Genomic DNA, 14,772 nt, shown 5'->3' on the forward strand with positions numbered 1-14,772 from the left:
GGGTGACTCATGAAGCGATTCGTTGAAGGCGATGACCGCAAGCAGGTCGCACTACTTCCCGAATGCGTCGATGATTACATTGGCCAGGACAACCCGGTAAGGGTGATCGATGCCTTCGTCGACGAACTGAACCTGGCCGAACTCGGCTTCAACGGTACCACGCCGGCGCTCACAGGTCGGCCGTCCTATCATCCGGGCGTGATGCTCAAGATCTATATCTATGGGTATCTGAACCGGGTGCCGTCTAGCAGGCGTCTTGAGCGTGAATGCCAACGCAATGTCGAGCTGATGTGGCTGACAGGACGTCTCGCACCAGACTTCAAGACGATCGCCGACTTTCGTCGCGACAATGGCGCAGCCATTCGGAATGTATGCCGTCGTTTCGTCGAACTATGTCGCGGACTGAAGCTGCTATCCAGCGACATGGTGGCAATCGACGGCAGCAAGTTCAAAGCCGTGAACAGCCGTGACAGGAACTATACGGCTGGCAAGATCGACAAGCGTCAGCAGCAGATCGAGGAAAGCGTTCAGCGATATCTCGACATGATTGAAACCGCAGATCGGATCAGCCCGACAGGTTTCGATGTGAAGACCGTTCGCCTGTACGAGAAGATCGCTCTGCTGCGTCAGCGGATGCGTGAGCTAGAGCAGATGAAGGAGCAACTGAAGAAAGAACCGGACAAGCAGTTGTCGCTTACCGACCCAGATGCCCGCTCAATGACCAGCGGTGGCAAGAGGACCGGTACCGTGGGCTACAACGTCCAGACTGCCGTGGATACAAAGCATCATCTGATTGTCGAACACGAAGTGACGAATATCGGAGGCGATCACGGTCAACTCAGCAAGATGGCTTTCCTGGCGAAGAACGCGATGGGCAGGCCGAAGCTGAAGGTGTTAGCTGACCGGGGCTACTTCAGCGGCCCGGATATCCGCGCGTGCGAACTGGGCGGGATCAAAACGTATGTCCCGAAGCCACTTACCTCGGCATCAAGGAAGAAGAGGCTCTTTACCAAGCGCGACTTCATCTACGTTGCAAGGAACGACGAGTATCGGTGCCCCGCTGGCGAGCGCTCCATTCATCGGTTCAAGACCGTCGAGAATGGCATGAATCTGAACGTATACTGGCCCAGCGCATGCCCGCGTTGTCATCTCAAGGAGCGATGTTCGCCCAGCGACTATCGCCGCATCCGACGATGGGAGCACGAACATGTACTTGAAGCCATGCAGCGTCGACTCGACCGGAAGCCTGACGCGATGACCATCCGACGAAGCACCGTTGAACACGGCTTCGGCACGCTGAAGCATTGGATGGGTGCTACACACTTCCTGACCCGGACGCTCGGACGGGTGAGCACCGAAATGAGCCTTCAGGTGCTGGCGTACAACCTCAAGCGAGTCATGAATATACTTGGGGTTGCCAGGACAATGAAGGCAATCAGGATGGCTGGGAGCTAAGGCCCTGAGGGGCTTCTTGCGCTCGGGATGCTCGAATAGCACAACTTCGACGTACCAAACTTGATTGACCCGACCGCCAACTTCGCCCTCAGCCTCGAAAATTGCGTTTCCACACGCCCTCGGCCAGAAACCGACACTGGCGTCCGACCGCTTTTGACGGGCACCACGCTGAACGACTACTTCATCAAATCGTCGACGCGAATGCGGCGATACCGTTTCCCTATAGGTAGACCGATCTTACATATTTAATCCAGCTGCAAATTCTTTTGATTGCTGCTGGATCCGAGTAACCCATCGAGTGTGGCGTCATCAATCTTCTCGCGCCGTACGCCGCAGCCGTTCTCCAAGCTCCGAAGATCAATGAGAAATTTTGCTCGTGACGGTCTGACGATACTTCCGGATATGCTTCCGCCGAGACATCGAAGCAGAGCGACGTGATATTGGGGCGACCTCCGAGACCCCATTTATGAGAGGTAATCAGCCTCGCCACTACGCTGATCGGAGCAATCAACAAGAGAGATATTGGTGCATTCAACCACTGCGTCCAATCCCGTGCTCCTCCAATGATCGCCAACTCAATCGCAATTGCGAGGAAAACTAATGCTAGTCGGAAAGGGAAATATCGAGTCTCGTCCGAAATGGTGGCAAACAAAAATAGTATCTTTTCAACCTGTTTGATGGATTGCAGGACGAATAGACCGATGTGCGCCTCGTCCGCTCGATGCCGGATGCACAACAATGGGACTTCCGTTGCGCTTGGGTTCAATTCCTGATCGTGAATTTTCGAATTGGCCGATTGTGTGGCGAATTCGAGTTTTCGGTACAAAATCGGATAGGTGAAAAAAACTAAAGCCGGATAGGCCAGTCCGCAAATAATAAGGGAATACCAATTTTCAAGTGTTAGCATGGCCAAAGCCACCAATAGTATTGGCGCCCCAAACCACAAAGAGAACGCCCCTGCATAAAGTCTGTAGAATGGGTTTCGACGATACCTGAAAATTATGTATGGAGTACCCAAGGTTACCAAAGCTAGAATTCTTGTAGGTTTTCGGACCCTGGAAACGGCTCTGAGCGCAACGTTTCCTCCATGGCTATGTGCGATGATCACAATCGGTGGCGACGTTCTGTCGATCGACATCTTTTCGATGAGACTCATTAGTTCTATTTCGGCAGATTTCCGAGACGCGAACGAGTTTTTTCCATCCCAGTTGAACGGTGTGACTAGCACGTCGTCGCCGAATTCTGCACGCAGACTTCCAACGAGGGCTGACGAGTCAGCCATCCATGGAGCATTTGTCGCAAAAGTGCCATGAACTAGGATGAACTGAATATCCCGTACTGGTACAACCTCGTCGTTTCGGGTCGACATGGGAAAGCTCCCAAGTTGATGAGCCAAACAGATCAAAGAGCCCGCCACCTGCAACGAAATGTCTACACTATAGGAAACAAAGTCAACCCTTCCCAATTTGTACTCGCAGATCACCGCTATGTAATCCGTCGACGTCAAAAATTGACGCAAACCAAGGCGATCCCCCGAGTGCATGAGCGGATGTATTAGCCCAAGCTTTCGCAGTGGCCCATTTATTTAATTCGCACCAACATTGCGGCGCAGTTGACCGCTTTCGGGCACCGAGTTCAGCACATCGAAGGACGGCTTAGGGTCGATGGACTAAACCGCTCGCGCGGTATGGGGCTTCGGTCCAATGCTAGTGGTTCTGGAGAGGAAGCCGACTCTGTTTTCATGTTGAAGGGCGAGGCAATCCGCCTCGTCGTTCAACGGGAGCAGAGTCATGACCCACACACCTCAGCCCATCAGTCCCCTGCGCCAGCGCATGACCGACGACATGCGCATGCGTCAGCTCGCACCGAAGACGCAGGCCGGTTATCTGCGTGTCGTACGCGAGTTCACGCGTTTTCTCGGACGCTCTCCTGACACCGCCACCGTCGAGGACCTGCGGCGCTACCAGTTGCATCTGGTCGACCACGGCGTGTCACCCGTGTCGCTCAACGCGGCGATCACCGGACTGAAGTTCTTCTTCGAGATCACGCTCCACGAGCCCGACCTGATGGCACGCATGCAACCCGTGCGCGTGCCTCGCGTCCTGCCGGTCGTGCTCAGCCCGGACGAAGTGGGCCGCCTGATTGCCGCCACCGGCAATCTGAAGCATCAGACCGCACTATCGGTCGCCTACGGTGCCGGCTTGCGCGCCAGTGAGGTGGTGGCGTTAAAGGTCGGCGACGTCGACGGCCAGCGCATGACCCTGCGCATTGAACAGGGCAAGGGCCGCAAGGATCGTTACGCCATGCTCTCGCCGGTGCTGCTTGAACGCCTGCGTGTCTGGTGGCGAGTGGCGCACGCGCAGGGCCGGATGCTGGAGCGCGGCTGGCTGTTTCCGGGCCTCGATCCGGTCGATCCGCTCAGCACGCGGCAGCTCAATCGCGCCATCCATGCCGCCGCCGAGGCCGCCAACATCGACAAGCGTGTCTCGATGCATACGCTACGTCACAGCTTTGCGACCCACCTGCTGGAGCAGAAGGTCGACATCCGCGTGATCCAGGTCCTGCTGGGGCACAAGAAGCTGGAGACGACAGCACTCTATGCGCAGGTCGCCACCGACCTGCTGCGCGAGGTGATCAGTCCGCTGGAGAAACTTCAGAACAACGGCTGAACACGGCACACAGCCGTGCCCGAAGTCGCGGACGTCTTCCGCGCGCATGGGCCCTTGTGGCGACGGACCGTACAGCTGAGTCTGGGACAGCTGAAGGTCATGTCGGCGATCGAACAGTGCCGCAGCGCGGCGCTGGGTGGACATGTGTTGCGGTGTTCCGGTTGCGAACAGATCGAGGTTGCCTACAACTCCTGCCGTAACCGCCATTGCCCGAAGTGCCAGGCGAGCGCCGCACACCGGTGGCTCGAGGCACGCCAGGCCGATCTGCTGCCGGTTGAGTATTACCACGTGGTCTTCACGCTACCTGCTGCGATCAGCGCGATCGCCTGGTACAACAAGGCGGTGCTCTACGGCCTGCTGTTCGATGTTGCCGCCGAAACCCTCCGAACCATCGCCGCCGACACAAAGCATCTGGGCGCACAGATCGGCGCGACACTCGTGCTGCACACCTGGGGCTCGGCGCTCACGCACCATCCTCACGTACACGGCATCGTTCCCGGCGGAGGCCTTGCGCCAGACGGTGAGCGGTGGGTCGCCTGCCGCCCCGGCTTCTTCCTGCCAGTCCGTGTGCTCTCCCGGCTGTTCCGGCGGCGCTTCCTGGAAGAGCTCACCCATGCACATCGCCGGGGCCAGTTGCGCTTCTTTGGCGAGTACGCCGGGCTTGCCGATCCCACTGCCTTCGCACGGTGGCTCGCGCCGCTGCGTACGTGCGAATGGGTCGTATATGCGAAGCGCCCGTTCGCGGGACCGAAAGCGGTGCTTGCGTATCTGTCGCGCTACACGCATCGCGTGGCCATCTCCAACCAGCGGCTCATCGCGCTCGACGACCGGGGCGTGACCTTCCGGTGGAAGGACTACCGGGCCAACGGCCGCACGCGCCAGAAGACGATGACGCTTGAGCCACAGGAATTCATGCGGCGTTTCCTGCTGCATGTACTGCCTGTCGGCTTCCATCGGATTCGCCACTATGGTCTGCTGGCCAATCCCGTGCGTCGGCAGAATCTGGCTGCGATACGGGCGCTGCCAGACGTGCCAGCTTCCATTACTGTGAGCGAAGGTCCGTCACCGGGCACTCCCGCCCCGAAGTTCGTCTGCCGGCATTGCAGCGCGCCGATGATCATCATCGACATCCTCCTGCGCAGCCACCCAATTCGCGCTCCGCCCACTTGCCGAAGCAACGTATGAAGATGAATCACCCTGGCTGTCCAGACCGACCGTCGGCTCTTCGGCAACGAGCGGGAGGAGACGCTTGTGCCTGTCGCTACCAGCAGACCTTGCCGCGCTCGCGACACCTCTACAGACGTGCAGCATGGATGCAGCAGAACATTTACGTGACCACCAAACCCTCGCTTCGACTGAAGGTTGTGAGTCTCCGCAGTTCATGAGAGCACTTAAATCCCCATAGCTGCGTAAATTTCTGCCGTCCTGGTCCACTCCGCGGTTTCCTCCCTCGAGCGTTGTCCAACGCCTGCCCGCATGCGTCGTCGTGTACTCACGCGGTGGCAGACATGGGCAGGCGTCGAACAACGCTTAACAGTAGTGGCCGGTTAGAAGTCGAGCCGCGTTTCTGGGACCGATGCCAGCTCGGCAACCCGTAGTAGAAGGGACGTCAAAGAGGGCCGAGGAGGACGGCCGGCATGGGCGCGTAGAATGCCCGGAGCTGCTCGTCGGCCGTTTTTGTCGCTACGTTGGCGCGCTTCTTTCCGCCGCAGCCGCAGTGTCGTATCTTTCGTGAAAAAACTGTGGCCGAGTCGAGAGTGCGTTCGCTGCCGCACACGCATTTCCATCGCCATTTTGTCTCTCGTACGTGCCGCAGGGCGGTCAGGCGGCCTAGCTGCATGCCCGTAACAATGGCCGACGTTCTGCTGGGTTTCGGCGCCATGTGCGCGGGCTGCCGCGGCAGATAATTCTTGACGGTCGGTGCGCTCGAACCGCATCCGCAAGAGGGTTTTCGCGTTCCGCGCAGCGTCGTCGCGTGCTGCACGGTTGTCCGTCCGCACTCGCAGACGCACGCCCACTTGCCGCGGCCGACGTCGCGCTGGAGCTCGAGGAGCCCGATGCGTGCGCCGGCAACCAGCTTGCGCGGTGCCTCGGCGGCCGGAGGCGCGCTCGTTGCTGAAGCGTCATGTTTGTCAGTGGTTTCCGGTTCGGCCAGCGCCTGTTCGGTGCGACGTGCCTCCGCTCCCGCGTTTTTCCGCGCTGCGATGCGCTCGCGACGCTCCCGTTTCGCGCGGTCGAACCCTTCGCCGTGCGGTGCGACGAGCAGGTGGAAATCGTCCGCCACGAATACGCCGACGAGGCGGACCTTCGGATGGACGCGCGCGGCATAGCGCAGCGCTTCGTCGACGCCGGTGGACAGCCCGATTGGGATTCGCTTCTGGACGCCACCTTCAACGCAGACGATCTGCGTACGGCGTAACCTTCCGGCCCACATTTTCGGGCGGGCACCTTTAGCGTTCGCGCCACGCAGCACCTCTTTCTCTCGGTTGTAGCAACTCACACAGATCGTTTGCGCACGTACGAGGCGCATGCGGCCGATCAGCCGCCCGTTCGTCGCGGCGCTTTTCAGGCAGCGGATGCACGCGAGCGCCGCCGACTGTCCGCCTGTGGCTCGCAGCGCGGCGCGGCGATTCAGTCGGTCCTGGATGTCGGATTCGTCGGGCGAGGCGTTGATTGACGGTCGCGTAGCCGATCGCTTCTGCGCCGCCGCAGCGGGCTCGACCTCTCGCGCGTGGCGCGCGCCGATCGCGCAGCTTACACACGCCTCGCTGCGTGGGGTCATGTAGCTCTTGGCGCAGGCGCTCGGCGATAGCTCGAGGTGCAGTCGCTCGCATCTGAACGCCAAGAACCCGGGCACGCCGGCCATCTCGTGAAGCTCGACGCGACTGTCGTCGGCAGCGCTGATCCGGCGCTCGCGGAGAGCAGATGAGAGCTTCGCATAGGCGTATTCGGGCATGTGCATCGGCGCGCGGGGATAACGCACCCATGCTCACGTCACGACTTTTCCCACGATATCCCCTGAAAACTGGGCGCTTTTCTCATCGATGCGGCTCGCCTTCAATCCCCCATCGCATCTCATGGCACCCCACGCGCGAGTCGTGACGGGATGCTGGTGGTGTCGCAACTGATTGGGTTCCCGTATGGCCCACTTACCTGAAAAACTCATCCGTCGTCCTGTTGTGCTCGATCGGACCGGGCTCGCGTCGACGACGCTTGATCGACTCATTGCCTCTGGCGGTTTCCCTGTTCCGGTTCGCACGTCGCCGGCGACGATCGCGTGGCGTCAGTCGGAAGTGTCGAAGTGGATCAAGACCCGGCCGCGCGCGGAGCGTGGTTCGGTCATTCAACCGGAGATTTCTCAGTGAATTTCAACGAACTGAAGGCGGCGCTTCGTGCGGAAGTGGCCGGCCAACACACGGCGGGCAGTCGCACGCTCGCGAAGTCGCTCCCCGCGCCGCTTGAGCATCCGACGCCCGCCCGCAGGGTGGTCAGTGTGCGCCGCAGTCACGTGGCGCTGCCACTCGTGAAAGCGCTTGGCGACGTGCCTAACCAGAGGATCAAGGAGGCCGTTATCGACTCGGCCGCGCGCCGCCGCGAAGTTCCGAACGCCGACACGCTGCTTGGCGGAAAGCGGGCGTATCGCGTCACGCACGGCGGCCATTCGCAGGGCGAGGCAGAGGCCCGCGCCGCCTGTGAGCGAGGGCTTCTCGATGGCCGCATTGGTGCCGACGACGCGACGCGAATTGAGCACTGCCTGAACGAGCACCGCGCAATGCCGGTTGCGCTGGCTGCGCTGCTTTTCAAGTGAAGGAGCCGCAATGGCAAAGAAAACCATCGAATCCCTGCGCGCAGCGCTGCGCGCTGCGCTGTTGTCTGGAGAGGACGCCTCAACACTGCGCGCCGAGATCGACGCCGCCGAGCGCGCGCGCCGCGACGAGGACCAAGCCCTCGCACGTGCCGAGGACGAATTGAAAGCGGCTACTAACGCTGAAATTCAACGAGAAGCCCGCCGGCGAGCCGAAGCCTCGGCTGCGCGTCTGCAAACCCTTATTTCTGCATTGGACTGATACACATGAACACGTACGAACACGAACAAGCTATTCGCGCCGAGCGCGAGCACAGCGTGGTCAGGGATGCTCTGGCGGTCGTCGCGGCCAAAGTTGCGTCCATCGAGAATCGTCTCGCCGAGAAAGCCGCCGCGCGTGATCAGTTGGTAACAGATGTACGCACTGGCGCGATCGATGAGGCGGTTGCGGCGATGCGTCTCGCGTGCATCGACGCTGACGTGCGCGATTTGACGGCTCTCATTGGTGAAGCGAAGCCACGTGCCGTGGCTGCTGCCGCCAAGGTCGATGAGACGGCCCGCGCGCTGCGCTTCGCACATGAGGCTGTGGCAGCACTCGAGCGTCGCGAGATGGAGCAAGCGTTGGACGCCGCAGTTCGTCAATGTGAGCAGAAGCTGCTGGTCGCATTGCGGCAGCGCTATGTCGCCTCTCGCCGCACCGATCGGCGCATCTTCAGTTTTTGGCAGGCATCTGTTGCGCTGCGCGAGGCCATCAACGGCAACCTTCCCAATCTCTGATCCCTCGGGCGCCCGCTCGGTGTGGCGCTCCATTACTTTTCGTTGACGAACATGCAGATAGATGTACGAAAGCCTGGCATTCAGGTGCTTCTCCACAAGAATATCGCGCGCAAGACTGTCAACGGCAGCACGCCTGTTTCGGTTCGCTACGCGGGCCAGTCGAGCGTTGTGGATCTCACGCCGTTCCTGTCCGAGGCCAACCCCGTGCGCGTCTCCAAATCCGTGAGAGAGCCGGCCGGGACGTTCTCGGTCGCACTTGCGGACAAGGTCGACACGGATGTGCTCGACTCCCTTTACGCCGTCATCGAACCGATGGATTCCATCGTTACCCGGCTCTCCGCATGGAGCCACACGACGGACGGCACGAACGTGCAGATCATGATGCGCGGCTTCGTCTCGCAGGTGCAGCGGATGGAGGGTATGTCCGCTGCTGGCCAGCCGACCCGGAGCGTGGTTATCACGGGCCACGACTACGGAAAGATCCTTCAAATGATGCAGATCTTCTTCATGCCGAACGCCCCTGAGGACGCCGCGGCGATGATCACCAGCTTCCCGTTCTTCGCGAAGTTCGGCGACTTCGACAACATCATGCAAGCGGGCCCGTTTGTGCAGGCGGTGTTCGACAAGGTGGTGAATCCGTATCTCGCGAACATGTCGAAGAATGCGGCGAGCACGAACGCCGTTATGCCGATCTCGACGGATGTTCAGGTGACGGGCGCACAGGTGTCGCCCTTCGGCGTCGGCTCGTTCGATGGCGGCACGGTGGACGCGCTGGTCAAATCTCACGGCGATATCGGACCGTGGAACGAGTTCTTCATCGAGGATCGCGAGGCGGGCCCGTTTGCGGTCTATCGCCCGAACCCGTTCAGGGAGGCGGCCACCGGTCAGTACCTGATGCCGGTCGAGGCAGACAAAGAGCCGATGATCGTGGACATCGATCGCGGCGAGGTCGTGAGCATGACAGTGTCCCGCACGGACGCGCACGTCGCGAACTACTATAGGGCCGACTGCCCGCGTTTCGTTTTGAACTACGACTCGACGGCCAGAATGCTGGCGTTCCAGTCAGCACAGGACAGCGCGCCTTTCTACGTGAGGGATTACGGAAACATCGACCCGGCGCTATATGGCGTGCGCAAGATGGAGGAAACCACGCAGCAGGCGGGCATAGGCGAAACCAGCAACGGCAACGGCACGCAGTATGGTCCTCGTCGCGACACCTCCAGGAACGGGGCACTCGACTGGATCAACAGCCGGCGGCAGCAGCTGCTCGACCAGAACAAGGACAACGTCGTGCTCGAGTCGGGCTCGATGCGTCTGAAAGGCCGCGAGTCGATCAAGGCTGGGCGATACCTGCGGCTCACGCACGGCGCGATGCAGTCCGATTACTACATCGTCGGCGGGACGCACGACTTTACGCCGTTCGGCAACTACTTCACCGAGGTGCAGTTCGAACGCGGTACCGGCTTCGTCGACCGCATTCAAAGCGCGGGCGGCTAGCAGGCTCCGTACTATAGCGAAATGGTGTGGAAGCAATGAGCGCACTGGAGCTTGGGCACGTCGTCGCCTCATGTCCGTAGGTTCAGTCGGTCGATGTCCTGCCCAGACGGCCTCTCGAAGATCGCGCACAACACCGGTACCGTGACGGCCGATACGGATGTCGTCTCGGGCGATATCTCGCTCGTGAAACACCCGCACACCTCCAAAAACGTGGGCAGCCCGACGAGCGCGCCGCTGGCGTCTTAAAACGTGCTTCCGTCCGGAGCGTCAAATATCCCGCGCGATCCGGCCAAAAGGCACGCATCACCCATTCCGATCGCTCCGCCGTCTGCAACGTGGAGCGGGCAAACCTCCGCCAGGTGTTGAAGATCGCGCTTAGTGGGGATTCGCCAGCATCCAGGCCAGTAGCCTGCCGGGAAGTGATAGACGGCGTAGTGCCATTCCTTGCCTACGCCCGCCGCTTCGCATTTTTTCTTGTAATAGAAGATGCGTACGCCTGGATCCTCGCTGTATGCAAACGGGTGGCTTTTCGGCTTTGTCTGGGCCATCGCCTGCATCGCTGCGGTGGCCGAGCAAAGCACCAAGGCGATTACTGCGGCTGTGGCTATCGATTTCATGGGGGTATTGTCCTCATTCCGCGATCGCTGCGAGACTGGGGCAGAATGGCGCACTGCTCATTTGCGGCCAGTTGCCCACGTGCGCGGCGTGAAGTTGCCCGTCAGTGCGCCCCGAAGATCGGCAATTAGCGGCTCGACCGTTTCGGCGTCGAAGTCGCTCTCCACGTCCACGGTGCTGAACAGGCGATCGATGTACCACATGAAGGCGTCGCGCACCGCGAGGCGCGTCTCGCCCGTGATCAGCAGCGCTTTCTGCACGTACTCGCCCAACTGCCCGGGCGCGTTCCAAGGGGTGCGCTGATAGCGATTGGTCGGCTCCGGGCCGCCGAGGAGCAGGCTGTTCATGCGGCCGCACTCGAAGTCGAGGTAAGCCAGAAAATCGGCTCTCCCTACAGCGTCGAGAGCCGTGCGCGTGAAGTCTCGGATGAGCCGATCGACGACGGCGGGTGCGTTCAGGTATGGCAGATCGGTTGCGTCCGGCTGCGTATCAGCCGATCGCGCGTGCTGCTGTCGCTCCATGCTGTTCCCCGTTGGTTTTTGTTCGTTTTAAGAGAAATAAGGGACAGCGTACTCTAACCCGTCAGCCGACCGCAACCATCTGGACGACCTGTGCTCCCGCCTTTAGCTGGTCGAGGTAATCGGCCCATTTTTGCATCATCGTGCGCCGCTCCTTGAGGAACTTGGTACGGTTGTACGCCCGGCCGAGTGGGTCTTTCACCGCGTGCGCGAGTTGTGCTTCGATGATCTCAGCCGGGATGCCGAGCACCTCCGCGATGATGGTGCGCGCCGTTGCTCGGAAGCCGTGGCCGGTCATCGTGTCGCCGTCAAACCCCAGTCTGCGCAAGGCACCGTTGACCGTGTTGTCACTCATTGGTCTATCTTTCGTCCGGACGCTAGGGAATAGGAATCGATCGCCGCCTGTCAGCGCGTGCAATTTCCGCAAGATAGCGACGGCCTGATCGGGTAACGGCACGATATGTGCACCGCCCGCAGCCTTTCCCTGCTTGCTGCGTTTCATCCGTTCGCCCGGGATTTCCCAAGTCGCGGCGTCGAGGTCAAATTCGGTCCATTCAGCTGCACGAAGCTCCCCTGGGCGCTGGAACAGCAGCGGGGCGAGTCGTAGAGCGCACAACACCGGAAACGTTCCGCTGTAGCCGTCTATGGCGCGCAGCAGCTCGGCGACATCTTGGGGATCCGTGAGGGCAGCCATGTGCTCCGGTTGGACTGGCGGCAACGCACCGCGCAGATCGGCAGTTACGTCGCGCTCGGCCCGACCGGTGGCCACGGCATAGCGGCACACTTGGCTGATATTTGCGTGGAGGCGGTGCGCAGTCTCAAGCGCGCCACGTTTCTCGACTTGGCGCAGCACGTCGAGCACGATTGGTGGTGTGACGTCGGCGATCGGCTTGCTGCCTATCCATGGGAACGCATCAATTTCAAGGCGCCGCAAGATGCGCTTGGCGTGGCCTTCCGACCAGGTGGGCGCATACTTGGCTTGCCACTCACGAGCAATGGCTTCGAACGAGTTTTCAGCGTTGAGGCGCTGTGTGCGCTTCTCGGCCTTCTTGGCTTCGCCGGGATCAATGCCGGCCGCAAGTTTTTCACGTGCGGCAGCTCGCTTTCGGCGGGCTTCAGCGAGCTTAATTTCGGGGAACTGGCCGAGGGACAGCGTCTTGTCCTTTCCGCCGAATCGGTAGTTCATCCGCCAGAGCTTTCCCCCCGAGGCTGTGAGCTGCAGGTACATGCGGTCACCGTCGGTTAATCGGTTGCCCTGGCCGTCTGGGTTGTAGCGTGCGTTTTTGACCTGGAGTTCGGTCAGTGCCATGGTGGTATCGGTCTGTCGTTATTGTCGAATACCACCAAGAATACCACCCTTGAACGGTGGTACTGATGGGGTTCCTTGGGATCATTCGGGAAACAAAAAACCCGCACAGCCTTGACTGTAGCGGGTTTTCGGTATTTATCGGGAACACCCGAGAACGGCAATTGGTGGAGGCGGCGGGAATCGAACCCGCGTCCAGAAGCACTCTACGACTAGTTCTACATGTGTAGTTCTGTCTTTTGATTTAACCATAGTGACGCGGACGAACACGCTGCACTACGGCGATTCACTAGATTTTCGACCCGGATGTCGTGACACCACCCAGGCTTAACTGACGTATATGACCTCTGTCGGTATTGCTACCGGTCTTGCGACTCTAGCCCGTCAGTGAACTAGGCAGAGGACGGCGGCCCTTAGGCTGCCAGTGCGAACGTTTCGTCGTTTGCAGTTACGTTTTTCCCGCTGATTTACGAGGTGACGGGGCCTCGACATGCCCTAGCCGCTTCGCAACCCCTGTCGAAACCAGGTCGCCCCCGCGGTTCGTTGCTCAAATTTCTGAGCCAGACGCAGATTTTACAATAGTTTGACGGCTGCGTCCTGACTCATTGGCGCGGCCTTGGTTTTCGCCTTTGCGCCGGTCGACGTCGCGACTCAGCCGATGTCGCGCAGCAGCCTTTGCAATTCCGCCGGCGACTGGACGACGTGTTGCGCATGCCATTGCGTCGGCGGGATGTCGTTGCCGCAGTATCCGTACGCCGCCGCGACCGTCTTCATGCCGGCGGCGAAACCGGCCTGCACGTCGCGCAGATCGTCGCCCACGTAAACGATGCGCTCTGGCGCCACGTCCAGTTCGCGCGCCGCATGCAGTAACGGCGCCGGGTGCGGTTTCGAATGTGACGTGGTGTCGCCGCTTACGACACAGCCCGCGCGCTCTTCGAGGCCGAGTTGTGCGATCAGCGGCTCGGTGAGCCGCGCCACCTTGTTCGTGACGATGCCCCAGCGCACACCGCGTGCGTCCAGTTCGTCGAGCATCTCGGGAATGCCCTGAAACAGTGTCGTCTCGATGCACAGATCCGCTTCGTAGTTGGCGAGGAATTCCTCGCGCATCGACGCGAATTCGTGACTATCGGGGCCGATCCCGAACGCGCCGCCGATCAGCCCACGCGCGCCCGCGGATGCGAGCGGCCGCAGATCTTCAAGCGGCACCATCTCGAGCCCGCGATCGTGGCGCATCTTGTTGACGGCCGCCGCGAGGTCGGGTGCGGTGTCGGCTAGCGTGCCGTCGAGGTCGAACAGGACGGCGTGGCAAAGACCGAGTGCGTCTTCATTGTCTTCGCGCTGGGGCAGGGGCGTGGGATCGCTCATTGGTTCGATAGTTCCGGCGGGTCGGGGCGGATCAAACGTCGCGGCGGCAGGCGAGCATGTAGTTCACGCTCGTGTCGGCGGACAGCGTGAAATGCTTGCTGAGCGGGTTATACACAATGCCTTTGATATCGGCCGTGCGCAGGCCGGCGTCGCGCACGAAGCTCGCCAGTTCCGATGGGCGAATGAAGCGTGCGTAGTCGTGCGTACCCTTGGGCAGCATGCGCGCGATGTATTCGGCGCCGATCACGGCGAACAGGTACGACTTCACATTGCGGTTCAGGGTGGAAAAGAACACCCAGCCGCCGGGTTTCACCAGCGTCTTGCACGCCTCGACGATGGCGGCGGGCTGAGGCACGTGCTCGAGCATTTCCATGCAGGTCACGACGTCGTATTTGGCGGGTTCGCGAGCGGCGAGCGCCTCGGCGGCGATCTCTTCGTAATCGACGGTTACACCGCTTTCAAGGCTGTGAAGATCGGCCACGCCCAGAGCCTGGGTCGACAGGTCGATACCTTTCACGTGGGCGCCCAGCCCGGCCATCGACTCGGACAGAATGCCGCCGCCGCAGCCTATATCCAGCACGGTCTTGCCCGCGAGATGCGCGTGTGCGTCGATCCAGCCCAGGCGAATCGGATTGAGTTCATGCAACGGCTTGAATTCGGCATTCGGGTCCCACCAACGGTGCGCGAGATCGCTAAATTTCTGCAGTTCGTGGGGATCGGCGTTGGTCATGGCGGAAGCTGCCTCGAAGAGAGCGGTGAGCGGGC

General features: G+C 60.7%; 15 protein-coding genes and 1 other RNA gene. 8 read left to right on the forward strand and 8 right to left on the reverse strand.

Features of this window, described 5'->3' with window-relative positions; translation table 11 throughout:
* Positions 1 to 9 precede the first annotated feature (9 nt).
* Positions 10 to 1,455, forward strand: coding sequence for an IS1182 family transposase (locus tag B0G82_RS10755; RefSeq protein WP_121307354.1), 1,446 nt, complete (start codon positions 10 to 12; stop codon positions 1,453 to 1,455).
* A gap of 220 nt (positions 1,456 to 1,675) precedes the next feature.
* On the opposite strand, the gene B0G82_RS10760 is transcribed toward B0G82_RS10755, so the two are convergent.
* Entirely contained in the window at positions 1,676 to 2,824 is a 1,149-nt protein-coding gene (locus B0G82_RS10760; RefSeq protein WP_147439475.1) for a hypothetical protein, read from the reverse strand.
* Between the two features lie 421 nt (positions 2,825 to 3,245).
* Between B0G82_RS10760 and B0G82_RS10765 the strand changes: the two genes are divergently transcribed.
* Positions 3,246 to 4,124, forward strand: a complete 879-nt coding sequence (locus B0G82_RS10765) for a site-specific integrase (RefSeq protein ID WP_116147360.1) — start codon at positions 3,246 to 3,248, stop codon at positions 4,122 to 4,124.
* A 15-nt stretch (positions 4,125 to 4,139) separates the two neighbouring features.
* On the forward strand, positions 4,140 to 5,309 hold the full coding sequence (locus B0G82_RS10770; RefSeq protein ID WP_121306688.1) for an IS91 family transposase: 1,170 nt from the start codon (positions 4,140 to 4,142) through the stop codon (positions 5,307 to 5,309).
* A gap of 424 nt (positions 5,310 to 5,733) precedes the next feature.
* On the opposite strand, the gene B0G82_RS10775 is transcribed toward B0G82_RS10770, so the two are convergent.
* A complete protein-coding gene (locus B0G82_RS10775) occupies positions 5,734 to 7,080 on the reverse strand; it encodes a hypothetical protein (RefSeq protein ID WP_206751612.1) in 1,347 nt (448 codons plus the stop codon).
* Positions 7,081 to 7,485: 405 nt separating this feature from the next.
* On the opposite strand from B0G82_RS10775, the gene B0G82_RS10785 reads away from it, so the two are divergent.
* The 5 genes from B0G82_RS10785 to B0G82_RS39680 all read left to right on the forward strand — a co-directional run bounded on the left by B0G82_RS10785 (position 7,486) and on the right by B0G82_RS39680 (position 10,449).
* Positions 7,486 to 7,932 (forward strand): hypothetical protein, encoded by a 447-nt coding sequence (locus tag B0G82_RS10785; protein WP_121307358.1) that lies wholly within the window; start codon positions 7,486 to 7,488, stop codon positions 7,930 to 7,932.
* Positions 7,933 to 7,942: 10 nt separating this feature from the next.
* Positions 7,943 to 8,191: a hypothetical protein gene (locus tag B0G82_RS10790; RefSeq protein WP_121307359.1), complete on the forward strand. Its 249-nt coding sequence runs from the start codon at positions 7,943 to 7,945 to the stop codon at positions 8,189 to 8,191.
* A gap of 5 nt (positions 8,192 to 8,196) precedes the next feature.
* Complete coding sequence (locus tag B0G82_RS10795) at positions 8,197 to 8,706, forward strand: hypothetical protein (protein WP_121307360.1); 510 nt, start codon at positions 8,197 to 8,199, stop codon at positions 8,704 to 8,706.
* Positions 8,707 to 8,790: 84 nt separating this feature from the next.
* Positions 8,791 to 10,203, forward strand: coding sequence for a hypothetical protein (locus B0G82_RS10800; protein ID WP_121307361.1), 1,413 nt, complete (start codon positions 8,791 to 8,793; stop codon positions 10,201 to 10,203).
* Positions 10,204 to 10,296: 93 nt separating this feature from the next.
* On the forward strand, positions 10,297 to 10,449 hold the full coding sequence (locus tag B0G82_RS39680) for a hypothetical protein (protein WP_158608136.1): 153 nt from the start codon (positions 10,297 to 10,299) through the stop codon (positions 10,447 to 10,449).
* Here B0G82_RS39680 and B0G82_RS10805 read toward each other — a convergent pair.
* The 6 genes from B0G82_RS10805 to ubiG all read right to left on the reverse strand — a co-directional run bounded on the left by B0G82_RS10805 (position 10,446) and on the right by ubiG (position 14,737).
* Positions 10,446 to 10,820: a hypothetical protein gene (locus B0G82_RS10805; RefSeq protein ID WP_121307362.1), complete on the reverse strand. Its 375-nt coding sequence runs from the start codon at positions 10,818 to 10,820 to the stop codon at positions 10,446 to 10,448. The two genes, B0G82_RS39680 and B0G82_RS10805, sit on opposite strands and share 4 nt — an antisense overlap.
* 57 nt (positions 10,821 to 10,877) lie before the next feature.
* A complete protein-coding gene (locus B0G82_RS10810) occupies positions 10,878 to 11,339 on the reverse strand; it encodes a hypothetical protein (protein WP_121307363.1) in 462 nt (153 codons plus the stop codon).
* A 61-nt stretch (positions 11,340 to 11,400) separates the two neighbouring features.
* Positions 11,401 to 12,645 (reverse strand): integrase arm-type DNA-binding domain-containing protein, encoded by a 1,245-nt coding sequence (locus B0G82_RS10815; RefSeq protein ID WP_121307364.1) that lies wholly within the window; start codon positions 12,643 to 12,645, stop codon positions 11,401 to 11,403.
* Positions 12,646 to 12,807: 162 nt separating this feature from the next.
* Positions 12,808 to 13,177, reverse strand: a transfer-messenger RNA (tmRNA) gene (gene ssrA, locus B0G82_RS10820).
* Between the two features lie 116 nt (positions 13,178 to 13,293).
* Complete coding sequence (gene gph, locus B0G82_RS10825) at positions 13,294 to 14,007, reverse strand: phosphoglycolate phosphatase (RefSeq protein WP_121307365.1); 714 nt, start codon at positions 14,005 to 14,007, stop codon at positions 13,294 to 13,296.
* Positions 14,008 to 14,038: 31 nt separating this feature from the next.
* Positions 14,039 to 14,737, reverse strand: a complete 699-nt coding sequence (gene ubiG / locus B0G82_RS10830; protein WP_116118032.1) for a bifunctional 2-polyprenyl-6-hydroxyphenol methylase/3-demethylubiquinol 3-O-methyltransferase UbiG — start codon at positions 14,735 to 14,737, stop codon at positions 14,039 to 14,041.
* Positions 14,738 to 14,772 lie beyond the last annotated feature (35 nt).

This window comes from Paraburkholderia sp. BL17N1 (assembly GCF_003634175.1).
Lineage (GTDB): Bacteria > Pseudomonadota > Gammaproteobacteria > Burkholderiales > Burkholderiaceae > Paraburkholderia.